25 protein-coding genes are annotated in these 22,975 nt (G+C 52.6%); 9 read left to right on the forward strand and 16 right to left on the reverse strand.

The features are described 5' to 3' along the window. Nucleotides 1–367: 367 nt before the first annotated feature. From AABA21_RS17620 to AABA21_RS17660, 9 genes are all read right to left on the reverse strand, one after another. Nucleotides 368–1,717, reverse strand: a complete 1,350-nt coding sequence (locus AABA21_RS17620; protein WP_338252417.1) for an LLM class flavin-dependent oxidoreductase — start codon at nt 1,715–1,717, stop codon at nt 368–370. 51 nt (nt 1,718–1,768) lie between these two features. Then, complete coding sequence (locus AABA21_RS17625) at nt 1,769–2,764, reverse strand: ABC transporter substrate-binding protein (protein ID WP_338252419.1); 996 nt, start codon at nt 2,762–2,764, stop codon at nt 1,769–1,771. A gap of 51 nt (nt 2,765–2,815) precedes the next feature. Then, on the reverse strand, nt 2,816–3,652 hold the full coding sequence (locus AABA21_RS17630) for an ABC transporter permease (RefSeq protein WP_338252421.1): 837 nt from the start codon (nt 3,650–3,652) through the stop codon (nt 2,816–2,818). Between the two features lie 49 nt (nt 3,653–3,701). Then, nucleotides 3,702–4,520 carry an ABC transporter ATP-binding protein gene (locus AABA21_RS17635; RefSeq protein ID WP_338252423.1) on the reverse strand — a complete coding sequence of 273 codons (819 nt, stop codon included), beginning with the start codon at nt 4,518–4,520 and terminating at the stop codon, nt 3,702–3,704. A gap of 5 nt (nt 4,521–4,525) precedes the next feature. Then, on the reverse strand, nt 4,526–5,056 hold the full coding sequence (locus AABA21_RS17640) for a flavin reductase family protein (protein WP_338252425.1): 531 nt from the start codon (nt 5,054–5,056) through the stop codon (nt 4,526–4,528). 29 nt (nt 5,057–5,085) lie between these two features. Next, on the reverse strand, nt 5,086–5,691 hold the full coding sequence (locus AABA21_RS17645; RefSeq protein WP_338252427.1) for an NAD(P)H-dependent oxidoreductase: 606 nt from the start codon (nt 5,689–5,691) through the stop codon (nt 5,086–5,088). Nucleotides 5,692–6,186: 495 nt separating this feature from the next. Then, nucleotides 6,187–6,483 (reverse strand): PRC-barrel domain-containing protein, encoded by a 297-nt coding sequence (locus tag AABA21_RS17650; protein ID WP_338252429.1) that lies wholly within the window; start codon nt 6,481–6,483, stop codon nt 6,187–6,189. Beyond that, nucleotides 6,480–6,851: a hypothetical protein gene (locus tag AABA21_RS17655; protein ID WP_338252430.1), complete on the reverse strand. Its 372-nt coding sequence runs from the start codon at nt 6,849–6,851 to the stop codon at nt 6,480–6,482. The genes AABA21_RS17650 and AABA21_RS17655 overlap by 4 nt, the downstream gene beginning before the upstream one ends. Before the next feature lie 4 nt (nt 6,852–6,855). Beyond that, on the reverse strand, nt 6,856–8,079 hold the full coding sequence (locus AABA21_RS17660; RefSeq protein ID WP_338252432.1) for an NRAMP family divalent metal transporter: 1,224 nt from the start codon (nt 8,077–8,079) through the stop codon (nt 6,856–6,858). A 415-nt stretch (nt 8,080–8,494) separates the two neighbouring features. On the opposite strand from AABA21_RS17660, the gene AABA21_RS17665 reads away from it, so the two are divergent. The 3 genes from AABA21_RS17665 to AABA21_RS17675 all read left to right on the forward strand — a co-directional run bounded on the left by AABA21_RS17665 (nt 8,495) and on the right by AABA21_RS17675 (nt 10,151). Beyond that, nucleotides 8,495–9,475 (forward strand): M56 family metallopeptidase, encoded by a 981-nt coding sequence (locus AABA21_RS17665; RefSeq protein WP_338252434.1) that lies wholly within the window; start codon nt 8,495–8,497, stop codon nt 9,473–9,475. Between the two features lie 90 nt (nt 9,476–9,565). After that, a complete protein-coding gene (locus tag AABA21_RS17670) occupies nt 9,566–9,832 on the forward strand; it encodes a metal-sensitive transcriptional regulator (RefSeq protein WP_338252436.1) in 267 nt (88 codons plus the stop codon). A 58-nt stretch (nt 9,833–9,890) separates the two neighbouring features. Further along, complete coding sequence (locus AABA21_RS17675) at nt 9,891–10,151, forward strand: heavy-metal-associated domain-containing protein (protein ID WP_338252438.1); 261 nt, start codon at nt 9,891–9,893, stop codon at nt 10,149–10,151. Between the two features lie 102 nt (nt 10,152–10,253). Here the strand turns inward: AABA21_RS17675 and AABA21_RS17680 are convergent, their stop codons facing one another. Next, on the reverse strand, nt 10,254–10,697 hold the full coding sequence (locus AABA21_RS17680) for a BlaI/MecI/CopY family transcriptional regulator (RefSeq protein ID WP_338252440.1): 444 nt from the start codon (nt 10,695–10,697) through the stop codon (nt 10,254–10,256). 428 nt (nt 10,698–11,125) lie between these two features. Here AABA21_RS17680 and AABA21_RS17685 point away from each other — a divergent pair, with 428 nt between their 5' ends. Continuing rightward, entirely contained in the window at nt 11,126–11,797 is a 672-nt protein-coding gene (locus tag AABA21_RS17685; RefSeq protein ID WP_338252442.1) for a DUF305 domain-containing protein, read from the forward strand. Nucleotides 11,798–12,139: 342 nt separating this feature from the next. Continuing rightward, nucleotides 12,140–14,263: a heavy metal translocating P-type ATPase gene (locus AABA21_RS17690; protein ID WP_338252444.1), complete on the forward strand. Its 2,124-nt coding sequence runs from the start codon at nt 12,140–12,142 to the stop codon at nt 14,261–14,263. Between the two features lie 93 nt (nt 14,264–14,356). Here the strand turns inward: AABA21_RS17690 and AABA21_RS17695 are convergent, their stop codons facing one another. Continuing rightward, a complete protein-coding gene (locus AABA21_RS17695; protein ID WP_338252446.1) occupies nt 14,357–15,046 on the reverse strand; it encodes a class I SAM-dependent methyltransferase in 690 nt (229 codons plus the stop codon). 232 nt (nt 15,047–15,278) lie between these two features. On the opposite strand from AABA21_RS17695, the gene AABA21_RS17700 reads away from it, so the two are divergent. Then, the gene (locus AABA21_RS17700) at nt 15,279–15,863 is read left to right on the forward strand and encodes a TetR/AcrR family transcriptional regulator (protein ID WP_338252448.1); all 585 of its coding nucleotides are present in this window, start codon (nt 15,279–15,281) and stop codon (nt 15,861–15,863) included. Nucleotides 15,864–16,105: 242 nt separating this feature from the next. On the opposite strand, the gene AABA21_RS17705 is transcribed toward AABA21_RS17700, so the two are convergent. Continuing rightward, nucleotides 16,106–16,408, reverse strand: a complete 303-nt coding sequence (locus AABA21_RS17705; RefSeq protein WP_338252450.1) for an SHOCT domain-containing protein — start codon at nt 16,406–16,408, stop codon at nt 16,106–16,108. 633 nt (nt 16,409–17,041) lie between these two features. Between AABA21_RS17705 and AABA21_RS17710 the strand changes: the two genes are divergently transcribed. Continuing rightward, on the forward strand, nt 17,042–17,383 hold the full coding sequence (locus AABA21_RS17710) for a hypothetical protein (RefSeq protein ID WP_338252452.1): 342 nt from the start codon (nt 17,042–17,044) through the stop codon (nt 17,381–17,383). A gap of 177 nt (nt 17,384–17,560) precedes the next feature. Here AABA21_RS17710 and AABA21_RS17715 read toward each other — a convergent pair whose 3' ends face one another. Next, a complete protein-coding gene (locus AABA21_RS17715; RefSeq protein WP_338252454.1) occupies nt 17,561–18,253 on the reverse strand; it encodes a phosphatase PAP2 family protein in 693 nt (230 codons plus the stop codon). 348 nt (nt 18,254–18,601) lie between these two features. Here AABA21_RS17715 and AABA21_RS17720 point away from each other — a divergent pair, with 348 nt between their 5' ends. Both AABA21_RS17720 and AABA21_RS17725 read left to right on the forward strand, forming a co-directional pair. Further along, complete coding sequence (locus tag AABA21_RS17720) at nt 18,602–19,279, forward strand: response regulator (protein ID WP_338252456.1); 678 nt, start codon at nt 18,602–18,604, stop codon at nt 19,277–19,279. Next, the gene (locus AABA21_RS17725; protein ID WP_338252458.1) at nt 19,276–20,748 is read left to right on the forward strand and encodes a sensor histidine kinase; all 1,473 of its coding nucleotides are present in this window, start codon (nt 19,276–19,278) and stop codon (nt 20,746–20,748) included. Before AABA21_RS17720 ends, AABA21_RS17725 begins: the two co-directional genes overlap by 4 nt. Before the next feature lie 83 nt (nt 20,749–20,831). Here the strand turns inward: AABA21_RS17725 and AABA21_RS17730 are convergent, their stop codons facing one another. The 3 genes from AABA21_RS17730 to AABA21_RS17740 all read right to left on the reverse strand — a co-directional run bounded on the left by AABA21_RS17730 (nt 20,832) and on the right by AABA21_RS17740 (nt 22,880). Then, complete coding sequence (locus AABA21_RS17730; protein ID WP_338252460.1) at nt 20,832–21,932, reverse strand: inorganic phosphate transporter; 1,101 nt, start codon at nt 21,930–21,932, stop codon at nt 20,832–20,834. Next, nucleotides 21,932–22,282, reverse strand: a complete 351-nt coding sequence (locus tag AABA21_RS17735) for a PadR family transcriptional regulator (RefSeq protein ID WP_338252462.1) — start codon at nt 22,280–22,282, stop codon at nt 21,932–21,934. The genes AABA21_RS17730 and AABA21_RS17735 overlap by 1 nt, the downstream gene beginning before the upstream one ends. A gap of 115 nt (nt 22,283–22,397) precedes the next feature. After that, nucleotides 22,398–22,880, reverse strand: coding sequence for a DoxX family protein (locus tag AABA21_RS17740; protein ID WP_338252464.1), 483 nt, complete (start codon nt 22,878–22,880; stop codon nt 22,398–22,400). Nucleotides 22,881–22,975 lie beyond the last annotated feature (95 nt).

A 22,975-nucleotide genomic window follows, 5' to 3' on the forward strand; every position in this document is an offset into this window, starting at 1 on the left:
TTTCCTTTCTAAAATAGAAAGATTCCTATTCTTAAAACAGTGTTAACTAACGTACAGCCCCAAAGTTATAATTCGGTTAAAGCCCCGTTATATAACACTATCTCCTATATATCACGGCCGTTTGCTTCTAGCGTAGACACGATTGGCCATATCTTCTGCTGAGGTACACCGGAAAATGAGGCAAAAGCAGGAGGGGTTCCCCTGCCTGACGCACGCGGAGTTCAGCACATTATGAGGAGCTGGTGCAATACAGCCGGACGGCTGTATTGCACCAGCTCCTCATAATGGCGGCCAGTCACATATAGGAATGCCAGGGTGGAGTCACAATCAGACCCACGCCAGCGCCCCTGAGTAACGGAAGGAAAACTTACACATAAGAGGGAATAGCATACTGGTTGGCTGGTCGAGCCAGGCGCAGGTTCTCGCGCAAGGTTTGGCCTTCATACTCGGTGCGAAAGCGGCCACGGCGCTGCAGAATAGGAATAACCAGTTCAACAAAGTCATCTAATCCAGCCGGCAGATAGGGGGGCATAATGTTAAAACCATCGGCGGCGTCATTGACAAACCACTCTTCCAATTGATCGGCGATCTGCTCAGGGGTACCCCAGATGGTGCGATGACCGCGCGCCCCAGCAATAGCCTGGTAGAGCTGACGGATCGTCAGATTCTCTCGCCGGGCAAGATCGGTCACCAGCTTTTGACGGCTCTTATTGCCGTTGGTTTCAGGCAAATCCGGCAATGGACCATCAAGCGGATAGGCTGAGAGGTCGAAACCGCCAAGATTACCACTCAACAAGGCCAGGCCAACCTTTGGATGGATTAAATTCTGCAATTGATCATATTTCGCTCTGGCTTCCGTCTCGGTCCGACCGATCACCGGAAACACGCCGGGCATAATTTTAAGTTGATCAGGCGAACGTCCATAGTTCGCCAGTCGGCCCTTGATACCTGCGTAAAAGGCTTGAGCCTCCTGCAATGTCTGTTGAGCGGTGAAGATAACCTCGGCCGTTGACGCCGCGAAATCCTGACCATCCTCAGAAGCACCGGCCTGCACAATCACGGGATATCCCTGTGGTGGACGCGCAACATTGAGCGGCCCACGCACAGAAAAATGCTTGCCCTTATGATTGAGCGCATGCACTTTGTCAGGATCGACATAGATGCCCGACTCTTTATCGCGTAGAAAGGCATCATCGTCCCAACTGTCCCATAGTCCGAGAGTAACCTGTAAGAACTCGCGCGCACGCTCATAACGCAAGGCATGCTCCATATGTTGCTCGCGATTAAAATTCAGCGCCTCGGCCTCCGTGGCGGAGGTAACCACATTCCAGCCAGAACGTCCATGGCTTAAATAGTCCAGTGAAGCAAACTTACGCGCGATATGATACGGCTCATTATAGGTTGTTGATGCGGTTGCCACCAGGCCGATATGGTCTGTCACTGCGGCCAGGGCCGAGAGCAGTGTCAGAGGCTCAAAGTGCACAATCTGGCCCGAACGGCTCAATGATTCAGGATTCTGATCGCGACGCACAGCCACGCCATCCGCCAGAAAGACCATATCGAATTTAGCCCGTTCAGCCGTCTGAGCCAGTTGACGATAATGAGCAAAATCCAGGCCACCATCCGCCCTGGAATCAGGATGCCGCCAGGCGGCAACGTGATGGCCGGTATTCTGTAAGAATGCGCCCAGCTTGAACTGTCCTTGTCTTGTACCCATGGGAATCCTCTCTTTCTCACTGCACAATGAGTAGTTATTAGATGTCTTGCTCTAGCTTCCAGTACCCGCAACCGTAGGCAGTTCCAGGTCATTAACAGAACCGGGGGCCTTCGAGATTAATCCAATAGATTTCATAAAGGTGGCATAGGCAATCAAGCCCGAGGGGGTCGTCTCAAAGGAAAGTGACTTACTATCAAGTAGATCCTTAAACTGCTTGACCGAGCCACTACCTCCACTGCCAGCATCCTGGGCAAGGTACTGCGCCGCCTCCTGATGATGGTTGGTCACATAGGTAGTCGCGCCCAGCAGATCCTTATAGACCGTCTTGCTGAACTCGGGGTACTGATTATAGAAGCTCTGGGGAAGCACGATCAGACCGGTTCCGACCGGGCCAAAGGGCTGGGTGGTGTGCAAAACGATGTGACCACCGGCCGCCACCTCACGCTCCTGAAAAGGTGATCCCGAGAAATTGGCAGCAATCTGACCAGACAACAAAGCCTGCTCACCATCCACCGAGCCAATAGCTACCAGATTCTTATCGAGCGCGTGCGCGTTGCCCAGCTGCTGTTCAGCAGCTTTACGTAGCACAATGGCTTGCTGCGCGTCAGGGGCCACTACACCGATCTTGTCGTTGGGTCCAAAATCTTTCAAGGATTTAATGCGCGGATTCTTTGCCACCAACCAGGTATCGTTCAAACTGGTGGCAAGCAATACCTTCCAATCCATACCATGATCCCAACCCACCAGAAACGGTGAGATACCAAGCGCACCAAGTTGCCCCTGATTGGAGATGATCGCCTCGCGTACCGCCGAGCCGCTATTCACGATCTTCCACTGAAAATCTGTGTGAGGAAATTGCTTGCTCAGTGTCTTTTGCAATTTCAAGGTAATAAAGGTCACCGAACCCAGGCCCGGCTGATAGACGATGGTGAAGGACGAGGGCGCACCCTTGTCACTACCCGCATTAGCTGAATTGCCGCAGGCGCTCAGGAATAAAACTAGCAGAACCAGCACGAAAGCCAGGGGCCGATATCGTTTACTCATCATAGTGTTGTCCTTTTGTGGAAACATAGGTACATAAGCACCGGAGACTGTATACTATTGAGCCTGCTTCATGCCCCATTTCACAATGGTTTGGCGCTCGATCCACTGGAAAAGCGCATCGAGCAGCATACCTAGCAGAGAGATAATCACCAGGCCAGCGAAGATGGCGGGCGGATTGAGGAAGTAGCGTGCATTATTGATGTACCAGCCAAGCCCACCATTGGAGCCAGCCACTCCGAAGACAATCTCCGCCCCTACCACTGTACGCCAGCCGAAGGCCCAGGACAGTCGTAATCCTGACAGGATGTGAGGAAGTGCGCCTGGCAGAAAGACATCGCGCACGATCTGGACGCGGTTGAGGCCCAGGTTCAACGCGACCATGCGCGTCGTGGCTCCAATGGTACGAAAACCAGTTTCTGTATTGGCCGAGATTGGCCAGATCGAGCCATAGACCACGACAAAGACAATGGCTGCTGAGCTCAGACCGAACCAGAGCATTGTCAACGGTAAGATAGCGATACCGGGCAACGCGCTGAAGATAGATGTCAGCAGGGTCAATAGATCTCTCCCCAGTTGAGAAAATGCGGAGAACGAGGCCAGGATCAGTCCCAGAACAATGCCTATCCCCATCCCAATCGCCAGATTTTGCAATGAGATCAACGTAGCGCTGATCAACTGACCGTTACCGATATCAACATACAGGGCATGCAAAGTAGCAAGAGGGGATGCGATCAGTAATGAACTGGCCCCACTAAAGCTGACATAGCATTGCCAGATAACAAGAATGATCAGTCCAAACACTAATTGGCGCAACCACGCTGGCAGCTGGCGTACCTTTCTGGTCACCGCCAGTTCGCGTATTCTGGTGGAAGCAGGTTGTAACAGGCCCACAAAAGATTCCTTTCTTGCTCTAACGCCACATACGAGTAGCGCACCCGATTTATTCCACAGCACTCAGCTGCGCGATCTCTTCAGATCGTGTTTCATGATGGATAAGCTGCGAGCGCAAATGCTTCGAGATATCATCAAACTCCTTGCTGCCAAACTCTTCCGCGTGACTCGTATCGACAATCTCACGGATCATGGCGGGAGAAGAAGACATAACCATGACATGCGTCCCCAAAAAGACGGCCTCTTGAATAGAATGGGTCACCAGCACGATAGTGACGCCCGTGCGCTGCCAGATGTCGTTTAATTCAAGCTGCAGTTGATTACGCGTAATGGCATCCAGGGCCCCAAATGGCTCGTCCATAAGCAGGATAGCAGGCTCCAGAGCCAGGGCACGAGCCAGGGCCGCACGCTGTTTCATGCCGCCGGAGAGCTGATATGGATATTTGTCGGCCGCGTGGGCAACCTGGACCAACTCAAGGTAGGAGCGCGCCTTGCTGATCGCTTCCTGTTTAGGGATGCGCTTCGTCACCTGCAAGGCATACACAATGTTATCCAACACGGTACGCCAGGCAAAAAGCTGCTCAAAATCCTGAAAAACAAAGGCGCGATCGGGACCCGGCTTATGCACAGGTTTACCATCGAGGAGTATGTCACCCTGTAATGGTGTCAGGAAACCACCAATGGCCTTGAGGAGTGTTGTCTTGCCACAACCAGAGGGTCCAATAATTACGAATTTCTCACCACGCTCAATAGCGAAGTTCGCGTCTTTGACCACCGCAACATGATGGCTATCAGTATTGCTTTGTGCGTAATCCAGATAGAGATGACGCGCCTGTACAATGAGGTCAGTAGTATCCTGCTGTCTCAACTTCACTAACTCCTCGCTTCCTGAGTAAACAGACCGGGCACATTGGCCTGGGTAATGATGGCATCCTGCAAGCGACCATACTTACTACGATAGTAGAGTAAAGGCTGATGCTGCGGCTGGATAGCGGTGGAGACAACCTCGCCAACGAAGATCGAGTGGTCCCCTCCGGGATAGCGCGCCACCAGGCGACACTCCAGAGTCGTCAACGCACCATCGAGTAAGGGAACACCAAGCTGACCATAATGGTGGGCAATCGTCGAAAACTTATCGGGAATGCGACGGCCAAAATGCCGCGAGAGATCTTCAGCATGCTCCGCAAGAATATTAACGGCAAAAACTTCGCTGCCAATAATCAAATCATGAATCGCCGCATTCAAATCGATGCCAACAAGGATAAGTGGAGGATTAAGGGACAGCGAACAAAAGGAGCTTACAGTTGTCCCATGGAGTTGCCCTTGATGCTGAGTCGTAATAACAGTCACGCCAGAAGCGAAATGACCCAAAGCAAGACGAAAATCGCTGTGCGCTACACCCATTGTAATGACCTCTTTCTAAGCTTCAATCGTTAACTGAGACGACTGCCAACACGCTCAGGGCGAGAAAGATGAGGATTGTCTCTCAGGAAACGTGATAAAGTAACAATCTCTTGCCCCAACAGCGTCAGTTCCTCCACCAGCTTCCCCTGCACCCGCTTCTGTGTATCAAAGTCTTTAGCGGAAGCGTAGATAGCTCTAGCCGGGGTATATGCCCCAAAGAAACCCAATAACGGACGCAACTGATGCTCTAAAACAAGGTAATGATGATCGCTTCCCCCGGTAGCCAGCAATCCGACCACCTTACCTCGTAAAGGATCATGCCCACGAGAATCATTAGGAATGAGATCAAAAAAATTCTTGAGTGCACCAGTATATGATCCACGGTAAATAGGGGTCGCAACCAGATAGGCATCTGCCTCCTCTACCAGATCAAGCGCTCTCCGCGTATCGCTATTGTAGTCCTCAAGAGCGCGACCATCGCAGAACTCCAATCTAAAATCGCGCAGTTCTAATACCTGCGTTTCAACGTCCGCGTCAAATGCCTTCGCACCCGCCAGTGCGCCATCAAGCACAACACGCGTTCGTGATGGAGGAGGCGTCAGGCTACCGTTGATAGCCAGCAACTTGAAGCTCATAGCATCCCTTCTCTTTGTTGACTTAGTAGATCAATATTATTAATAATAATAGCTGACTCTCCAACATCCTGTCAATGGAAATTCTTCATACATGAAAAATATATATGATATGCATAAATATAAGTTATGCATATGGAAGAAAAGGCCTGTTTTCCCTGTTAAAGGCGGACAGACGAGGAAGCAATTGCTCTATTTAAAGCATCAGGAGCATAGAGGTTGTAAATACATGCCGCCTCTGATGGCGGGAACAACTATAGCAGCATGGACACCTATGTGATAAATAACTATCAAGGCATCAGGGAAGCGCCGAGCAAGTTCAATTGAGGCCGTTATGATACAGGAAGGGCCAGCAAAAGAGCATGCCTCTTTTCTGGTCCTTTTTGCGATACTATTTGAACGCCAACGATCTATGATACGGAGAGAATAGGGACCAATTTTATTCAGGGCAAAGCGGGAGAGAAGCAAGCAGGCCTCAAGGCGCGGGATACAAAAACATCATTGGTCAACGTCAAAGTCAGCTTTGAGCCGAATCAGTGAGCCTTCAAGTGAATCTACAGCGTGCCAGGGAATCGTGTCACATGGCGGATTGACTCCAGCCATCTTACGAAACGGGCTGAGCACACTCAGACGGTGGAATAGACCACTACGACCATACATCAAAGCCCGCACCCGGTACTCTGGTGCCGCGGTCAACATCAGATCAAGTACATGACCAAGCACCTTTCCCTGAGCAGTCACAATCTTACAACCCAGCAGATCGCTGATAAACATCTTTGCAGGGGCCCGCTTCATAGACGTCCACTCCCTGGAATCCAACGTATAATATGTGCCGCGATCCAGTGCTCAGATCGCCCTACATGATAGTCTATCTCGTTGCGGCATAGGCGTAGGGTTGGCCCAAACGCTTCAACCTCTCGCAGAGGGATGCGCCGCTCAAAACGATCATGCAGCAGACGTTGCATGAGCACGCGTAAAGGGGTTGCCACACGACCGGCCAGGGCTTGAGGGCCAATAACCATGTTCGTCAGCACCAGCGTACCATCCTCCCTCCACTCAGCCTCTACATCTGCGACCCGGCCAATGTTCTTCTTATCTTTCGTTACCAGTTGCGAATCCATAATATCCGCACTCGAGAATATATCATCGTTCATCGTAGACATGCTGCTACCCTCCTCCACTCATCAATTCAAGTGGAATCGAAATGGCTGCAACCAGAAAAGCCAGCGATAAAATAGCAATCAGCGCAAAATTCATCCAGCTTGCATTGATCTTATCGCCCAGGTATTGTGGATCGTTCATAAGGACAAGAAACGGCAAGAGAGAGATAGGGAGGAAAAGCGCGATGATAGTTGAGGCAAAAAGAGCCAGTTTGAGTGGATCGGTTCCCCATATACCAATCAAAAAAGCGATCAGCAGGGCGAGAATAAGGACCAGATTAAAGCGAGCCGCCTCGACCGGCTTCTTCCCCTCACCCCACTCCCATCCAAAGCCCTGAGCAACGATATAAGAAAGCGACAGAGCACACTCCATGGCGGCACCTGTACAGGTTACAAACAGAACAGCGGCGAAAAGGAGAGCCCCAATAGAGCCAAAGGGTTTCGCCAGCGCCAGGCCAATCTCACCCAATGAGATCGCCTGCATCTGTAGCGGCTGCAAAACTATGGCGCAGAGCACAATAATAGCAACAGAACCGGCGCTACCGAATCCCATACCCAGCACAGCAGTCACGCGATTGAGGAAAAGAGCATCGCCAGACCAATCTTCCTCACGTACACCGGAGGAATAAAAGTAAAGAAGATAAGGGCTGATCGTTGCGCCAAGAATGGCTGCCATGAGATAGAGGTATGTAGGTAGTTCTCCCGACTTAATGGTAGGTTTCCAGAGCGTCACCAGGGATGCGCGCGAAGGTCCCCCCAACACGATAATAGCCACGATAAATGAGAACATCAATAGTCCAAACAGAGCAGGGCCATTCTCAATCCAATCAAAAGGAGCTCGCCAGACCATGACGAAGATAAACAGGGTAGCTATCGGCAGGAGCACATGCCAGGAGATACCGGTAAAGAGGGAGAGCGCGATGGCCATACCACCCAGTTCTGCGCTCAGCAAGAGGCTCTCGGCCACCACCTCGCAGGATAGGGGCACCAGGAAAAAGGCAAAGCCAAATTCCTCACGAATAGCGGCCGCATAGGGCTTTTTGGAGACCGCGGTAAAACGCCCTACCATCTCAACCAGCAAGATCACGGCCAGCGTTGCCATTACTGTAGGCCAGACCAGACCCAGGCCAAACTTCGCCCCCGCCTCGCCGGACGTAGCAATAGTCCCCGCATCTAAAAAGCCACCGGTCGCGGTCATAATACCAAGGGCGACCGAGAACCACTTCCTCATTGCCTAGTCCCATTTCAATCGTACTTTCTTGAGAACAATCATCGTAGACATCCCATTTCTCTAGAAGTTGCCGCTTCATGGAGATGAAAACCACCAATGTCATGTACATTCATCATCTACACACGTTTCTCAAAAGAAAAAGGCAACATGGGAAAATACCGGATCTATTTCGTACAGAAAACCAAGGTATAAGAGCATCTGTTCCTCAGGGATCTTGATCAAGTTGCTGAACTACCAGGATCATCCTCACGCACTTCTCCTCTCTCGCCCTTCTATGGTAAAATGTGGTTATAACAGATGAGAATAATACATCAGGGCATACGATATCCTTTTTGGTGCTTTGTTTCGTTCACCCATCGCGGTCATCCAGGCCAGTCATCGCCATCATGAGGTAGTAGGAAGAGGGGATAGGGCAGTGCATACACTGATTGGGGGAGTCATTCTTCTTTCGCTCATTCTTGGCAGTGGCGCCACGCTCAAAAATCTGAACAATATCACCCCATGGTCACAGCGGCGCAAGCTCCAGCTCCTCATTCTTGTCCTTCCCTTCTTCCCATTAGGCTTTAGCGTGTTTTGCCTCTACCATTTTGTGGAACATCTCTGCCTGGCTGGGGATCCGTTATGGGATGAATTGCTGGCCAGTATGCTGGCGCTTCTCACCTCGGCACTGCTGCTCGGAGCGATGCTCAAGGCACTGATCCGCATCTTTTTGATGCACCGCTTCGTATCCTCCTATCGTCAACGCGCTACTCAGGACATCCATCAGCGCATTGATCGGCTCGTCCGGGGACGATACCTCACGCCCATCAAGGTGTTTCTGCTTCCTGTTCAGCACCCTATTGCGTTTACCTGTGGCTTCTTTCGACCTATAATCTTTCTTTCACCCTGGATGATCAACCATCTCGATACCCACGAGTTGGATGCCGTGCTGGCACATGAAGTCGAGCATGTCATCCGACGAGATTATGGTGTGCTGTTCCTGGCCGCTTTTTTGCGCGATGCGTTCCTCTACCTTCCAACCAGCCATAAGGGCTACCATCAACTCCAGCAGGAAAAAGAACTGGCCTGTGATGAACAAGCCGTATCCACTACCAGGCGTCCGCTGGCTCTGGCTAGCGCGCTCACCAAAGTATGGCTGCACGGTGTGGACGAAGAGCCCTATCTCTCTGCGGGACTAGGACAGCCGCTGTTACCCCAGCAGACTACCATGAAATATCGTGTCGAACGACTGCTTGAGACACCTCCCTCCTTCCCACCCCGGAGTACAAACAGGTTTCGCTGGAATATTTCTGGCATTGCCCTACTCGTACTGATCCAGATCCTCTTCTTTTTTATCGGAATGAAACTCATCGGCTGTGATCCAACCATGATCATCGTGCATCTGCTCCACCGCTAGCATCGTCGCTTGCAAAATCGAGCTCACTATGCTATACTTTCTTTATACCCATACCGGGTGGGTATGGGTATAAAGAAAGGGGAAAGCACGATGAATGCAGATAAACAGGATATCCTCAAACGACTCAATTATATTGAGGGACATCTGGGTGGCATCCGGAAAATGGTTGAAGAGGATAAGTATTGTGTCGACATCTTGCGGCAAACCTATGCCGTCCGTAAAGCGATCGAGAAACTTGAGGGGATGCTGGTTGATAGCCACCTGCATACATGCGTCCCCGCAGGCATAGCCGAAGGCCGAGGAGACGAGATCATTCAGGAACTCGTCCAACTCTACAATCTCGCCGGCAATCGGTAATAATAGGCAGCGTTCATATACTTTTGCACGCTGCATTCCCACGACAAGGAGAACTTATATGGCACAGGATATCACTCTTTCGGTTCCAGATATCAGTTGTGAACATTGTGTCAGAACCATCAATGGCGCCTTAGGCGCGCTGACCGGAGTTGAGCAGGTTTCAACCGATATTCCCACGAAAAGCGTCCATCTACGCTTTGATCCAGACCAGGTTTCGCTACAACAGATCGAGGCGACCCTGGACGACGCCGGGTACACCATCTCATCAGAACCGGCCCCGGCCCCGCGCAGAACTGGCAAGCCATTGAACTTGCTTTAAGCAGCGCAACACTACGAACTCCACCATCTATACCAGCGACTCTACGGATGCAGCAAAAAGATCAGTGCGGAATTGGTGAGAAAAAGAGACAGAGGTCCGGTGCTACTCTGTCTCTTCCTGACGGCGGCGACGCGCGATCTCCTCATATAATTGGCGCGCCTGTTGCGCTGCCTGGGGATCCTGGATGGTATGAATGCCAGCGAGCATCTCTCCAGAGAAACTAACAAAGAGATCTTCAAGAATCCGCCCTACGAAGTGCGAGATGAATTCCTGCCGGGTATAATTTGGATAATACACATATGCCTGATCCCGCTTTTCCACACGCAGCAGTTTCTTTTTCGCCAGACGCGTCATCGTACTCATGACGGTGGTGTACGCAATGCGCCGTCTCTCATAGAGCGCTTCAAAAATATCCCGCACAATGGTCCCTTCATGAGGGGGCCGGGCCCAGATGAGCTCCATTATCTCCGCTTCCAGATCACCCAATACCTTGCGAATACCGGGGCGATCGGGGCGAAACATACTCAGATCGATCTCCGCGTCCATACCATCTCCTTATCACATTGGCAGAGGTGTCCATGTATAGGCAGAGAAGAGAGCTCACAGTTTATACGATGCAAGGTCGTCGATCATCTCTTCTCATGGATACGTCCCATATCTGTGCGTATTCTACCATAGAGCGCGTAGAGAGCATAGTATAAACATGAAACCAGCAATCCCTTATCCGATTGGGTATACAAGAGAGCAGACCTCCTGTCACAGCGTTCCTCTTTACAACGTTCTGTACATAGAATAGCGTACTCAAAGTAGGCCGTAACATGTACTACACATTTCGTACTATTTACAATAGTAGGTTTCTCTCCTATACTGTGGCACTGGATGAAAGGCCTGCCTGAATAATTTGGGCAATGTAGCATAGTACAAGTCCTTTCTCCCTGCCCGTGTATATGTATCAGAAAGAGAGAGCTATATTCATGAAACGACATACCTGGGGACTACTCATCGGGAGCCTTCTCGTCATTCTTATCCTTGCCTCGTGTGGTGCCAGCAATCCATCAACCAGCCAGACCTCGTCCACTACCAACGGCCAGGGCCATGGGGGAATGGGAATGGCAACATTAAAGGCAACATCCACGATAGGGACAAGCAGTGATCCCATGACGGATAGCCTCAAGGGCCTCTCGGGTAAAGCATTTGAAGTGAAATTTATGCAGGAGATGATTGTCCACCATCAGGCCGCGGTAGATATGGCCAGACTGGTTCCGACCCACACCAGACGCCCTGAACTGAATACGCTCGCCACCAACATTATCACGGCACAAACCAAAGAGATCGGTCAAATGACTACCTGGTTAGGCCGATGGTACAAAGAAAAACCCTTGACAGATACGATGAGCGTACCCGGAATGATGGATATGATGAGCGGCATGGATAAGTTGAAGGCTGCTAAAGGGGCAGATTTCGACAAGCAGTTCAACGCCCTGATGATTCAGCATCATCAGCAGGGTGTCAACATGGCCAATCTCATCCCTTCCAGGACGCAGCGGCCAGAATTAACGCGGCTTGGTCAAGATATCGTCAGAACGCAGAGCGCAGAGATTCAGGAAATGAACAACTGGCAGCAAGCCTGGTTTAAAGTGTATTGAGCATTCCTCGTTCTCACGCAGGCATACGTGCGAAAGACAGTGCACGTATGCCTTTTCTCATGCCTGAACAGTTTCCAACAGCTTTTTCAAGAGGCTCCTTGCAAAGATAGTGATGGCATGGTATACTCTCTCCATACCCCCCCGGTAGGGGTATAAAAAGAGGAAAAGTAACATAGCAAATAAGAGTATCCGTTGGTTCCTGGTATACGCTGAAGAGCAGTTGCATCAGTTCAAGGAGAAAATGGCCTCTTTTTTTGCTCACTTTATACCCATACCCGATGGGTATGGGTATAAAGGTTGACACTGGATGCCGAAAATGGCATGTTGAAACGGAGATACATCATGAATCACATCCATGAGCATGAGACGCATACCTCTCAGCCGGGTAGCAACGAGCATCGACCACATCAGTCGTTGCCTGTTGATACCAATAATCACCATCATACGCCCAACACCCAGGCTAATCATGGATCACAGCACCACCACTCAGGGCACGAAGGGCATGCAGGGCATCATGCGGATATGTTCAAACGCCCGTTCTGGATCTCACTCGTGTTGAGCATTCCTGTGGTTCTGACCGCTCCGATGTTGCACATGGCATTAGGATTACAGATGCCGGCATTTCCGGGTTCAAACTGGATCGCTCCGGTTCTCGGAAGCATTATCTTCTGGTATGGAGGCTGGGTCTTCCTGAGCGGTGCCTTCTCAGAAGTGCGCTCCGGGAAACCCGGGATGATGACGCTGGTCTCGCTGGCCATCTCCACGGCGTACTTCTATAGCGTGGCCGTGACTTTCCATCTTGTCCAGGGCATGGACTTTTACTGGGAGATGGCAACACTGGTCACGATCATGCTGCTGGGACACTGGATGGAGATGCGTGCCATTGGCAGTGCCCAGAGCGCGCTGCGCGAACTGGCCAAACTGCTTCCGGATATGGCCGAGCGCATCACCAATGGAACAATCGAGCAGGTTCCTGTCAGCCAGTTACAGGAGCACGACCTGGTCCTGGTGCGCCCCGGCGGGCAAATCCCGGCGGACGCGCGGATAGTAGAAGGTAAGAGCCAGGTCAACGAAAGCATGATTACCGGTGAGTCCCGCCCGGTCCAGAAACGCACAGGGGACGATGTGATTGCGGGTACCGTCAATGGCAACGGATCGCTCAGACTCCAGATTACACAGACCGGTGATAAAACGATGCTAGCGGGCATTATGCGCCTGGTGGAGGAGGCGCAGCACAGCCGGAGCCAGGCACAAGCGCTGGCAGATCGTGCCGCCTACTGGCTCACCTTCATCGCGGGTGGAACCGCCCTACTGACCTTGATCGCCTGGACACTGGTGCAGGGATTCAATGATGCGACCCTGGAACGTGTGGTCACTACCCTGGTCGTTGCCTGCCCCCATGCCCTTGGGCTCGCCATCCCACTCGTGATCGCCATCTCCACAGCTCTGTCGGCTCGTCATGGCATCCTGGTCCGTGATCGTCTGGCCCTGGAGCAGGCGCGCCTGCTCAATGTGGTTGTGTTCGACAAAACAGGCACACTCACCCAGGGCAAACAAGGACTGGTAGCCATGCAGGCAGCGGAAGACATCAGTGAAGACGAGGCGCTGGCGCTGGTCGCCGCCATTGAAGGAGATAGCGAGCACATCATCGCCCGCGCCCTGGTCGCTGCCGCACACGGGAAACACCTGGCGCTGCCACCGGTGTCCAATTTCCAGGCGCTCTCCGGCAAAGGAGTGCAGGCACAGATCAATGGACGCATCCTCAAAGTGGGCGGCCCGCGCTTGCTTGAACAGGACGGGATTCAGCTCCCTACAACGTTCGCTGAACAGTTCCGAGAGTGGGGGTCGCGCGGTCAAACGGTCGTCTACCTGGTAGAGGAACAGCACCTGCTGGCCGCCTTCTCCCTGGCGGATATTATCCGTGAGGAGAGCCGCGAGGCCATTGCCGCGCTGAAGCAGCAGGGATTACGCGTAGCCATGCTGACCGGGGATTCGCATGAGGTCGCTACCTGGGTTGCCAGGGAGCTGGACATCACAGAAGTGTTTGCACAGGTCCTACCTGAACACAAAATCGAGAAAATCCGCGCACTGCAGCAAGGAGGCACAAAGGTCGCGATGGTTGGGGATGGCATCAATGACGCACCAGCACTCGCGCAGGCGAACGTTGGTATTGCCATTGGGGCGGGCACAGATGTGGCGCGAGCATCCGCCGGCATCGTCCTGGTCAAGAATGATCCACGCGATATTGCGCGCATCATCATGCTGAGCAAGGCCAGCTATCGAAAGATGCTCCAGAATCTCAGCTGGGCGGTCGGGTACAACGCGATTGCCCTGCCCCTGGCGGCCGGCGTGCTCGCACCAATTGGGTTCGTGCTTCCCGCCGCATTTGGCGCGCTGCTCATGTCGCTTTCCACCATCATTGTGGCGCTCAATGCGCAAACCCTGCGCAGACTTCACCTGGCCTGAGAAAGCGAGGAAATAGCATCGCCCCCTCTTTTGGAGCAAAAGAGGGGGCGATGCTATTTCCTCGTCCGCCCTCTTCCCATCGAGATATACAGCTTACCTGATCTTCGCACTCACAATACCTGCTCCTGGGAAAACAGAGAAACCCTCCTGCTGCATCTCCTCGGTTTCCACCACCTCGAAACCAGCGTCTGAGACCAGGGCTACCAGATCTCGGATATTGCTTCCCCCGGCGTGAAAACGTGCTGCCCGACCTTGACGCTCCTGCTTGCGTGTGAAATCAGCAATTACCAGGCGCCCACCTGATTTGAGCACACGAGCAGCTTCCAAGAGCCCCTGACGTTTGAGGCTCTGTGGCAAATGGTGCATCATCAAGGTCGCGAACACCACGTCGAACGCCTGGTCGGGGAAAGGAAGTTGCTCGATTACTCCAACCTGAAACTCGACCGACACGTTGCGTCTGGCTGCCTTCACACGGGCCCAGTCGATCTGTTGGGTTCCTGGATCAACGCCTATCACGCAGCCCTCAGGGCCTACGCTGCGTGCCATTTCCATAGCTAATGTTCCCGTACCGCAGCCTATATCTAACACGTGCTCTCCAGCTTGAAGGTGGGCCAGAGTGATGACGCGCTTCCTCAACTCCCGCACCTTTCCACGGAACGAAAAAGTGTCGTGCAACCATCCCTCCAGGTCGTAGCGCCAGCCACCGTTGAGGATCAACCCTTTTGTCTCTTTAGCCTTCGCCTCACTCTCAGAGTCGTGGCGATGACGTGAAAATGAATGCATAGATTTTACTCCTTCTGAGAGAAATCTTCTCTTCTGCTATGAAAATTCGTTTACCAGTAGGAACAGGTCACGCTAGAGATCAATCTGGTCTGTTACCCAAACGCAATTATCTACACAGTGTAGTGTAACTTTACATCTGTTCCTATTTCGAGTATGCTAGAAACAGCATCACAAATCAAGAAGCAAAAATAGCAACATTGTAGGATAAGAGACACAAGAGAGGAGAGTGTCGATGAAGGCAACTGAGGAACAAGCAGACCTGCGCGTTCGGCGTACCCATAAATTGCTCTGGGAAGCGCTGATGGCGGAACTTTCCGAGCGACCATTCGAGGAGATTACCGTCAAGGATATTTGTGAGCGAGCCATGGTTCATCGCACCACATTTTACAAGCATTACGAGGATAAGTACGCCTTGCTCGAACAAGGCATACGCCAGATGTACGAAACTTTACTTGGAGAGGGGCATGTGCCACCCAGCGCGTTCTCTCCAGATGGTCCACCACCCTATTTTATCCGTCTGTTCGAGCATGTCGCACAACATCAGCAGTTCTACAGACTGATGCTGTGTGGAGAAGGCATCGGCCGATTTCAGAAACTGGTTAAGGAGTATGTCGCAGAAGTGGCATCGGCCAGACTGCATGAATTGGTCCCGGCAGGCCAACGCTTTACCTATCCACCTGCCATGCAAGTGCAATGTTTCGCAGGAGCCGTCCTCAGCCTGCTAGCCTGGTGGCTTGAGAATGACATGCCTCTTACTCCGCATACGATGGCACACTATTTGCTGGCGTTACATGGCGCATGGTCACAACATATGTGACCACGGAGCATGAGATACAGCGTCCCATAATTGATCGTATATACGTGGTGAGCCAGTTCGCCAGCTATCCAACTGCCATAGATCTGCATTCATCCAGAGATGGTGCGCGAGGTAAGATCACATCTGCTTGCCCAGGAGTTCACATGTGCCTGCTCTACCTTGTTTGCGATACTCGGTAATCCAACCCGTCTTCAGATGCTCTCTGCCTTGCTGCATGCGCGCTTATGAAGATCCCTTGCCTATTAAGGCCGACTTTCATGGAGCATGCGCTGAGTATCCACAGTTTGAAGTCGCTCGCGCATCTGTTCAAAGGTCGCGGTATCAATTTCTCCTCGTGCATAGCGCTGGCTCAAAATTTCCAGAGCGGACGGACCACGAACCGGGGTGCCCGATCCACCTGGTCCTGAGGCACTCAATCGTCGCTCGAACCAGCGAATTACCGCCCAGACAAGAAGACCGAGTAGCGCAATCCACAAGATATTACTCACGCCCATCATCAACCACCCGACCCAACCAGGCTCATATCCATACCCCCACATCATCATGGCATCCTCACTTTCATTGGACGCTGGTAGAAAGCATCCTGCTGGCGGAACTATGAATAAATTTATTTATTTCCTGGTTTGAGGATGGCATCCACATCTCACACGCAGTTCTCAGAACTGGCACCGAAAATCACAATCAACGCACAATCTTCACCTGCAACGAAAACACCCGGACACAACAACAAGTATCAAGCTTTATCGCGCGATCAATATATAAGGAAAAACAATAAACCAATAAATAAATATATCTTCATTTTTTGTTAGCAAGTAAAAAAAAGAAACATTTGAAAAAACCTACCGCTGGGGCGAAACGCGTTGATAAAAATGGGACCCATCACTGATGTGCGCTGAATTTTCTGTCACCATTCAATTCGTATACCACACATAATTGAACTGCTTTATGAATTTATTGTTATCCTCGTATACTTTTTCATCGCTCGTTTGTTTCCGCCATTTTTATACTATATTTAGGTATTGGACTTCTTGATACGAGGTAATTCGTACTATTGTAGTACGTACCTGAATTGCACGGCATAGGCTCCGGTTTATCACCGGAATAATGGCCTTTACGATACCTATGAAGTTTAATACGCGTTCATTTGATGATTGTTTGTACAAAGAAAGGATACGTTCATGGAGCTAAATTTTAGAGGCACATGGAAAGATGTCAACTCTCGCGAAAGCCTGACAAGTGATGAACATGCGCTGCATTCCGAGAGCTCTATTGGTACACTTGAGTTAGCTGATGAGGCACTGACCACCATCAACGGCGCGTTTGGTCCCCTGTTCCAGGGCAACCTGTTGGGCATCTATACTGGCTACGGCTGCAATTACGACAATGACTGGGATGGTGATGGTGGGTATGGTGATCGCCGCTTCGATGGCTGGTATGGCAATCGTCGCTCCGATGGCTGGTATGGCAATCGCCGCTTCGGTGGCTGGTATGGTGGTGGATATCCTTCCTGCGGTTTTTAAAACTCAGCATACGCCTCTCTGTTCTAGAAAAAACAGAATGGAAAGGCATCCATCAGCACTGGTGCGCCTTATGATCAGGCTTGCGATATCCTCATGAGTCAAAACCCTTTTCAGATAATAGTAGCGTCAATATTCCGTTGAATATTGACGCTACTATTATCTGAAAGTCCACAACCACTATGCCAGGCGCAGCGCGGACGCGGCACGCAAGAATACTTCGGTCGGGGCACGCAGTGGGCGGCGCAGAGCAGTCATGATGCCTGCTGCCGCCAGGCCAGAGGCAGCACCTCCCAGGATATCCAGTGGGTAGTGGACCCCGACAAACACCCGTGCGATGCCAATACAGCATGCCATCAGGACAGCCACGCCCATCAAGATCAGCGGCAAAAGGAGTGTGCGCCATCCCTGCGCTTCTGTGAGCGTGACGCGCTGTTTCCAGGCATGCATAAGCCACGAGGGCAATGAAAACACGAGCGTGCCAGCCAGCGCGAACGAGACAGCGGTGTGATCGCTGGGAAACGAATCATCGGCGGGATGGGCAATAAGTAGGTGGACCACATGACTCACAAACGGTCGCGGCTCAAAGATCATATGCGAAAGGCCCACATTAAACGCGATAGCCAGGACGACTGCTCCGATGCTCCAGAGAAACGTCGTGCGACAGGCCCGAATGATTTCTTCTTCCCCAGGACGCAAGGCGCGCCTGCGTAGAAAGGCGGGACGCCCCCACAACAGCAGCAGAACCAGCGGACAGAGAAAGATCAGGTCGTTCGCCCCAAAAATCATGAGTTGGTCAAGAAGAGGGATACGACCAGCGTATTGATTTATGTCAATAAATAGACGGTAATTTTCATGTAATATCCAGGACATAACCGGGTTCTCCTTTAAACATACCTTTGCCCCCGCAGCGACTCATCTGCATCTGGCTCATCTGTTACCGGCACTATATCAGGCAAACATGAAGTGAGAATGAAGTGAAAATGAAATGAAGATGAAGTACCTGGTTGTTTGACCGAATAGGGAGGGACGCCTCCGAAGGGAGAGCACCCTTCCGTTGCAGCGCATCGGGTCTATCACAGACCACTATGAAAAGCGGATACCGTCCAGAGGTGGTACCACATGGGGAAGGTTCATCTCCTTTTCATCCGGACGTGGTACAGTACAAAAGAAAAGCTCTATTTATAAAAGCTTCCACGACCAGGAACAAAGGAGGGAGGAGTGCGTTTATTAGTTGTCGAAGACCATCCCGAATTGGGGCCGGACCTGAAAGAGGGCCTGGAAGAGTGTCATTATGCCGTCGATCTGGCCACCAATGGAGAGGATGGGCTGGCAATGGGTAGTCTGGTACCGTATGACCTCATTATTTTAGATATTTTACTCCCGGATCTCGATGGATGGGAGGTCTGCCGACGCCTGCGCGCGCTGCGTAAACGCATGCCGATTCTCTTTCTAACCGCCCTCGGGGAAGTGGACCATCGCGTACAAGGACTCGATTTGGGCGCGGATGATTACCTGGTCAAACCGTTTGCTTTTCGGGAGCTTGAGGCACGCGTGCGCGCGCTGCTGCGCCGCGAGGCATCCGAGCGTTCCCCCATCTTACGGTTTCTCGATCTCGCCCTGGACACCCGTACCCACGAAGGCAAGCGGGGCGAACGGCTTTTTTCCCTTTCCAGCAAGGAATACGCCCTGTTGCATCTGCTGATGAGCCGTCCGCGTGAGATTTTGAGTCGCACCACCATCGCGGAACATATCTGGGACTACGACGCGGACAATCTCTCCAACGTCATCGATGTGTATATTCGCAATTTGCGTAAGGCTCTCTGTGCGGCAGGAGAACCTGACCTGATTCAGACGGTGCGGGGATCGGGCTATCGATTGAAGGAGCCACTGCCATGAAGTCCCTCGGATCACTGCTCACGACTTTGCGCCGATCAGTACCGTTCAGTTTGCGCCTGCAACTGGCCGCATGGTATACCATCGCGTTCGCGGTGCTTCTACTCCTCACCGGGGTGGTGTTTTATCAATACCTCGAACGCTCTCTAGAAGCGAGCGTGGATACCGATCTCGGACTGCGCTCTCAACAGATCGCGAGTTCACTCGTCCTGCACCAGGGAACCATCACGCTCCATGATCCGACCCTCGCGCTGCCCGGTTTGGACCCCGCAGTCCACGGGACAGACACGATCTCTTCGGAGGTCAATCAGGGCACATTGGTACGCCTGCTGGATGCCCACGGCAAGTTGCTGGGTGAAACGCCCGCCTTTCACACCCTGCAAGCGCCAAAGAGTAGCGTCACGCAGCCGTTGCAAGGCACGCCCTGGCAGGGAACGGTGTTGTCCACCAGCGATCAAGAGGTACGCCTTTATAGCCGCACACTCACGAGTGCAGGCAAACCTCTGGCCGTGATCCAGGTTGGTGAGTCGCTTGCCACCCTACATGCGCTGCTACATCAACTGGTGGCAGCGCTGCTGGCGGTAGGTGCACTCGTGTTGGTATCCTGCGCGCTGGGCAGTTATTGGCTGGCAGGCCGATCATTTGCGCCGATGAAACAGCTAGCGGAAACGGCCAGCAAGATCCAGGCCGGTGATCTGCACCAGCGGGTACCTGTCCCCCCGGTACGCGATGAAATGCAGTATCTCGCCCTGACACTCAATAGGATGCTCGATTCGCTTGACGAATCCTTCTCCCGCCAGCGCCGCTTTGTCGCCGATGCATCCCATGAGTTGCGTACTCCCGTCACCGTGATCCGCAATAAGGCGGATGTAGCGCTGAAGAAGTCGCGAACACCGCAGGAATATAGTATTGTGCTCCAGGGCATCTCTGCAGAGACAGAGCGTCTCTCGCAACTTATCAGTGATTTGCTGGCCCTGGCACGTGGGGATGAGGGACAGGCGCAATTTGAACATGAAACGGTCCGCCTTGATACGCTTATAGAATCGGTCGTCGCGAATGCGGAGGAACTGGCGCACAAACGAAACATTCGCCTTTCCATCCAGACACTCCCACCGGTCACGCTCCTTGGGGATGAGGCAAGGCTGATACAAATGATGCTGAATCTACTGGACAACGCGATCCGCTATACCAATCCTGGCGGCTCGGTCCAGGTGGACCTGCTGGTTAATGTGTCCGAAGTACAGTTCATCGTTCAGGACACCGGGATCGGCATCGCACCAGAACATCTCCCGCACATCTTTGAACGCTTCTATCGTGCGGATCCCTCGCGCACGCGGACCAGAAGCAGTGGCACAGGTCTGGGACTTTCCATTGTTGAATGGATTGTCCGCAAACATGAGGGCTCAATAGAAGTAAGCAGCCAGGTGGGTCAAGGTTCCTGCTTCATCGTTCACCTGCCAATCTTCCAGTGACCTATCGCCGGATACCTTGACCAGTCACGACCACGCTCCCTCCCATGCGTGCACCTTCATCACGAGATGTCCTCGTTCTATGATTAGCGCAGGTGCAGCACGAACCGCACCAGCCATTCGAGAAGAACGGCCAGCGTCAGACCGGAGAGCGGACCGATAAGCCAACCGCGCAGAATACCGAGCATCTGCTTGCGCTGAACAGTTTCGCGCCCACGGGCAAACCCTGTACCAGCCATCGCGCCGATGAGGGCCTGATTCATGGAGGTGAACAAACCCAGTGTCACGGCAATCAGCACCACGAGTGCCTGTACGCCCTGGGCAGCGCTGGCCATCGTCAGGTCCATCTTGACGACGTCAAACGCGACCGTATTGAGAATGCGCCGTCCCCATGTCAGCGTCCCAACCGCCATCGCGACGCCACCAATGAAACCTGCCAGCAAAAAGGAGAACAGGTGGGTGAGGATGAAGGCCCCGGTCGCGTTCGAGACATCGTTCGCCCCCAGGACAAACGAGGCCGCCATCCCGACGCAGACCAGCAAGAACGGGAGCCAGCGCAACGCGAAGAGGGTCACCTGGGAGACGGGCGCCTTCTTCAAGGGAAATACCTCTTGCGGGAGCGCGACGCCGGGAAAGGCACGCGCGAACCAGGAGCGATGGTTGAGTGCCTGCGCATCCTCCTGGGCCAGCGCCTGCGTCTGAGCTCTAGCCAGTTCTGTTGGGATGATGAGATCGAGCAGGCGGGTAAAGAGAAAGCCCAGTCCAAAGGCGACTACAGGCGCGCAGACCCAGACGATAGCGAGTTTGCCAATGGTTTGCCAGGCGATCGGAATGTTTCCGGCCAGTCCAACCCCAACGACGCAAAAGACCAGAATCTGAATCGTGGAGGTGGGAATTTTCCAGTAATTATAGAGCAGCGTGAGTGCTCCGGCAGCCAGCACAATCACCAGCGCATCAGGGATCGTTACCAGATGACTGTCGATGATCTGTTGTCCCACCGTCGCTTCCACTCCATGGCTGGCAAAGGTGGCACCAAGGATCGTCAATATCCCAATGAGGATCAGTGCAGGCCACAGGGAGATTGAGCGTGCGGCGTAGGGCATACCCATAACGGCCCCAGTATAATGCACGCCCAGATTCCAGGCAAAGCCAACGACCACAAGAATGAGCAAGATCGTCATGACCATTAGGCGTCTCCATATCGTGGTGAAGGGTGCTCTGATAACGCGCCTGGCTTTTCCAGGACCAGTTCCTGGTAGAGCTCGCGGATGCGGTGGCGTATCTGCTCAAGTTCGCGTACCCCCTGTTCGGTCGCGCGATAGTACTTGCGCATCTGACTGCCCTCGCGTCGTTCTTCACACACCAGAAGCCCTTCCTGCTGCATGCGATGGAGCATGGGATACAGCGTCCCATAACTGATCGTATATCCGTGGTGAGCCAGTTCACCGGCCATCCAACTGCCATAAATCGGCTCGATGGTAGCATGATAGAGAATATGCGCTTGAATCGCGCCCAGCTCTAAATCACGGAGGATCATGATCACACCCTTTCTCAAACAACCATCAAATCGCTATCAGTATACGATAGCGGTTGCCGATAACGCAAGGGCTAATGGTGGCTACCATGACGTTCCTGTGATGCATTCGCTTCTGCTACGGAGATGGTGCTGATCTGAATCGGAGCCGCGTTCGGGAATGGGTTCGGAACCATTGGGCCACGTGCGCATCGAGGGACCAGCTTCCCGATCCAACAATAAACAAGAAGATGGATCCCAGGAACATGGCAAAATCGATTCGTGCTTCGTGAGCCATGTTCCAGAAACCATGCTCAATCAGGAGAGGGAACTTGGTAGTGCTGATGGCAACAAGCATATCAATGATCAAAGGAAGAGCGGCGAGCCTGGTAAACAGACCCAGAAGGATGAGCACGCCACAACTGATCTCGACGATCCCTACGAACGGGGCCATGACATGCGGCCAGGGAATACCGATCTTCTCAAAACGCCCCACCCCAAGCTGCGCCGGGAAAAGGAACTTCTGTAACCCTTCGGAGAGAAAAACACTTCCAACGATCACACGCACCAGAATGGTGGCCGCTGGTGCTGAACTGGCCACGATACGGGCAAGCCATTGCATAGAAATCACCTCACCATTCCACACTTATCCTCTTCAGGCTCCCTTCTAATAGGGCTCGAATAGCTCGATGGGATTGTCCGAGAGATCTTCTTTGA

This window comes from Dictyobacter halimunensis (assembly GCF_036245075.1).

Coding starts and splice junctions, on each gene's coding strand:
- AABA21_RS17725 (WP_338252458.1), top strand. CDS start 19,276: ATGAAGTCCCTCGGATCACTGCTCACGACTTTGCGCCGATCAGTACCG.
- AABA21_RS17700 (WP_338252448.1), top strand. CDS start 15,279: ATGAAGGCAACTGAGGAACAAGCAGACCTGCGCGTTCGGCGTACCCAT.
- AABA21_RS17685 (WP_338252442.1), top strand. CDS start 11,126: ATGAAACGACATACCTGGGGACTACTCATCGGGAGCCTTCTCGTCATT.
- AABA21_RS17735 (WP_338252462.1), bottom strand. CDS start 22,282: ATGATCCTCCGTGATTTAGAGCTGGGCGCGATTCAAGCGCATATTCTC.
- AABA21_RS17715 (WP_338252454.1), bottom strand. CDS start 18,253: ATGTCCTGGATATTACATGAAAATTACCGTCTATTTATTGACATAAAT.
- AABA21_RS17625 (WP_338252419.1), bottom strand. CDS start 2,764: ATGATGAGTAAACGATATCGGCCCCTGGCTTTCGTGCTGGTTCTGCTA.
- AABA21_RS17645 (WP_338252427.1), bottom strand. CDS start 5,691: ATGAGCTTCAAGTTGCTGGCTATCAACGGTAGCCTGACGCCTCCTCCA.
- AABA21_RS17640 (WP_338252425.1), bottom strand. CDS start 5,056: ATGGGTGTAGCGCACAGCGATTTTCGTCTTGCTTTGGGTCATTTCGCT.
- AABA21_RS17680 (WP_338252440.1), bottom strand. CDS start 10,697: ATGGACGCGGAGATCGATCTGAGTATGTTTCGCCCCGATCGCCCCGGT.
- AABA21_RS17730 (WP_338252460.1), bottom strand. CDS start 21,932: ATGGTCATGACGATCTTGCTCATTCTTGTGGTCGTTGGCTTTGCCTGG.
- AABA21_RS17655 (WP_338252430.1), bottom strand. CDS start 6,851: ATGTCTACGATGAACGATGATATATTCTCGAGTGCGGATATTATGGAT.
- AABA21_RS17670 (WP_338252436.1), top strand. CDS start 9,566: ATGAATGCAGATAAACAGGATATCCTCAAACGACTCAATTATATTGAG.
- AABA21_RS17695 (WP_338252446.1), bottom strand. CDS start 15,046: ATGCATTCATTTTCACGTCATCGCCACGACTCTGAGAGTGAGGCGAAG.
- AABA21_RS17710 (WP_338252452.1), top strand. CDS start 17,042: ATGGAGCTAAATTTTAGAGGCACATGGAAAGATGTCAACTCTCGCGAA.
- AABA21_RS17705 (WP_338252450.1), bottom strand. CDS start 16,408: ATGATGATGTGGGGGTATGGATATGAGCCTGGTTGGGTCGGGTGGTTG.
- AABA21_RS17690 (WP_338252444.1), top strand. CDS start 12,140: ATGAATCACATCCATGAGCATGAGACGCATACCTCTCAGCCGGGTAGC.
- AABA21_RS17740 (WP_338252464.1), bottom strand. CDS start 22,880: ATGCAATGGCTTGCCCGTATCGTGGCCAGTTCAGCACCAGCGGCCACC.
- AABA21_RS17620 (WP_338252417.1), bottom strand. CDS start 1,717: ATGGGTACAAGACAAGGACAGTTCAAGCTGGGCGCATTCTTACAGAAT.
- AABA21_RS17660 (WP_338252432.1), bottom strand. CDS start 8,079: ATGAGGAAGTGGTTCTCGGTCGCCCTTGGTATTATGACCGCGACCGGT.
- AABA21_RS17675 (WP_338252438.1), top strand. CDS start 9,891: ATGGCACAGGATATCACTCTTTCGGTTCCAGATATCAGTTGTGAACAT.
- AABA21_RS17650 (WP_338252429.1), bottom strand. CDS start 6,483: ATGAAGCGGGCCCCTGCAAAGATGTTTATCAGCGATCTGCTGGGTTGT.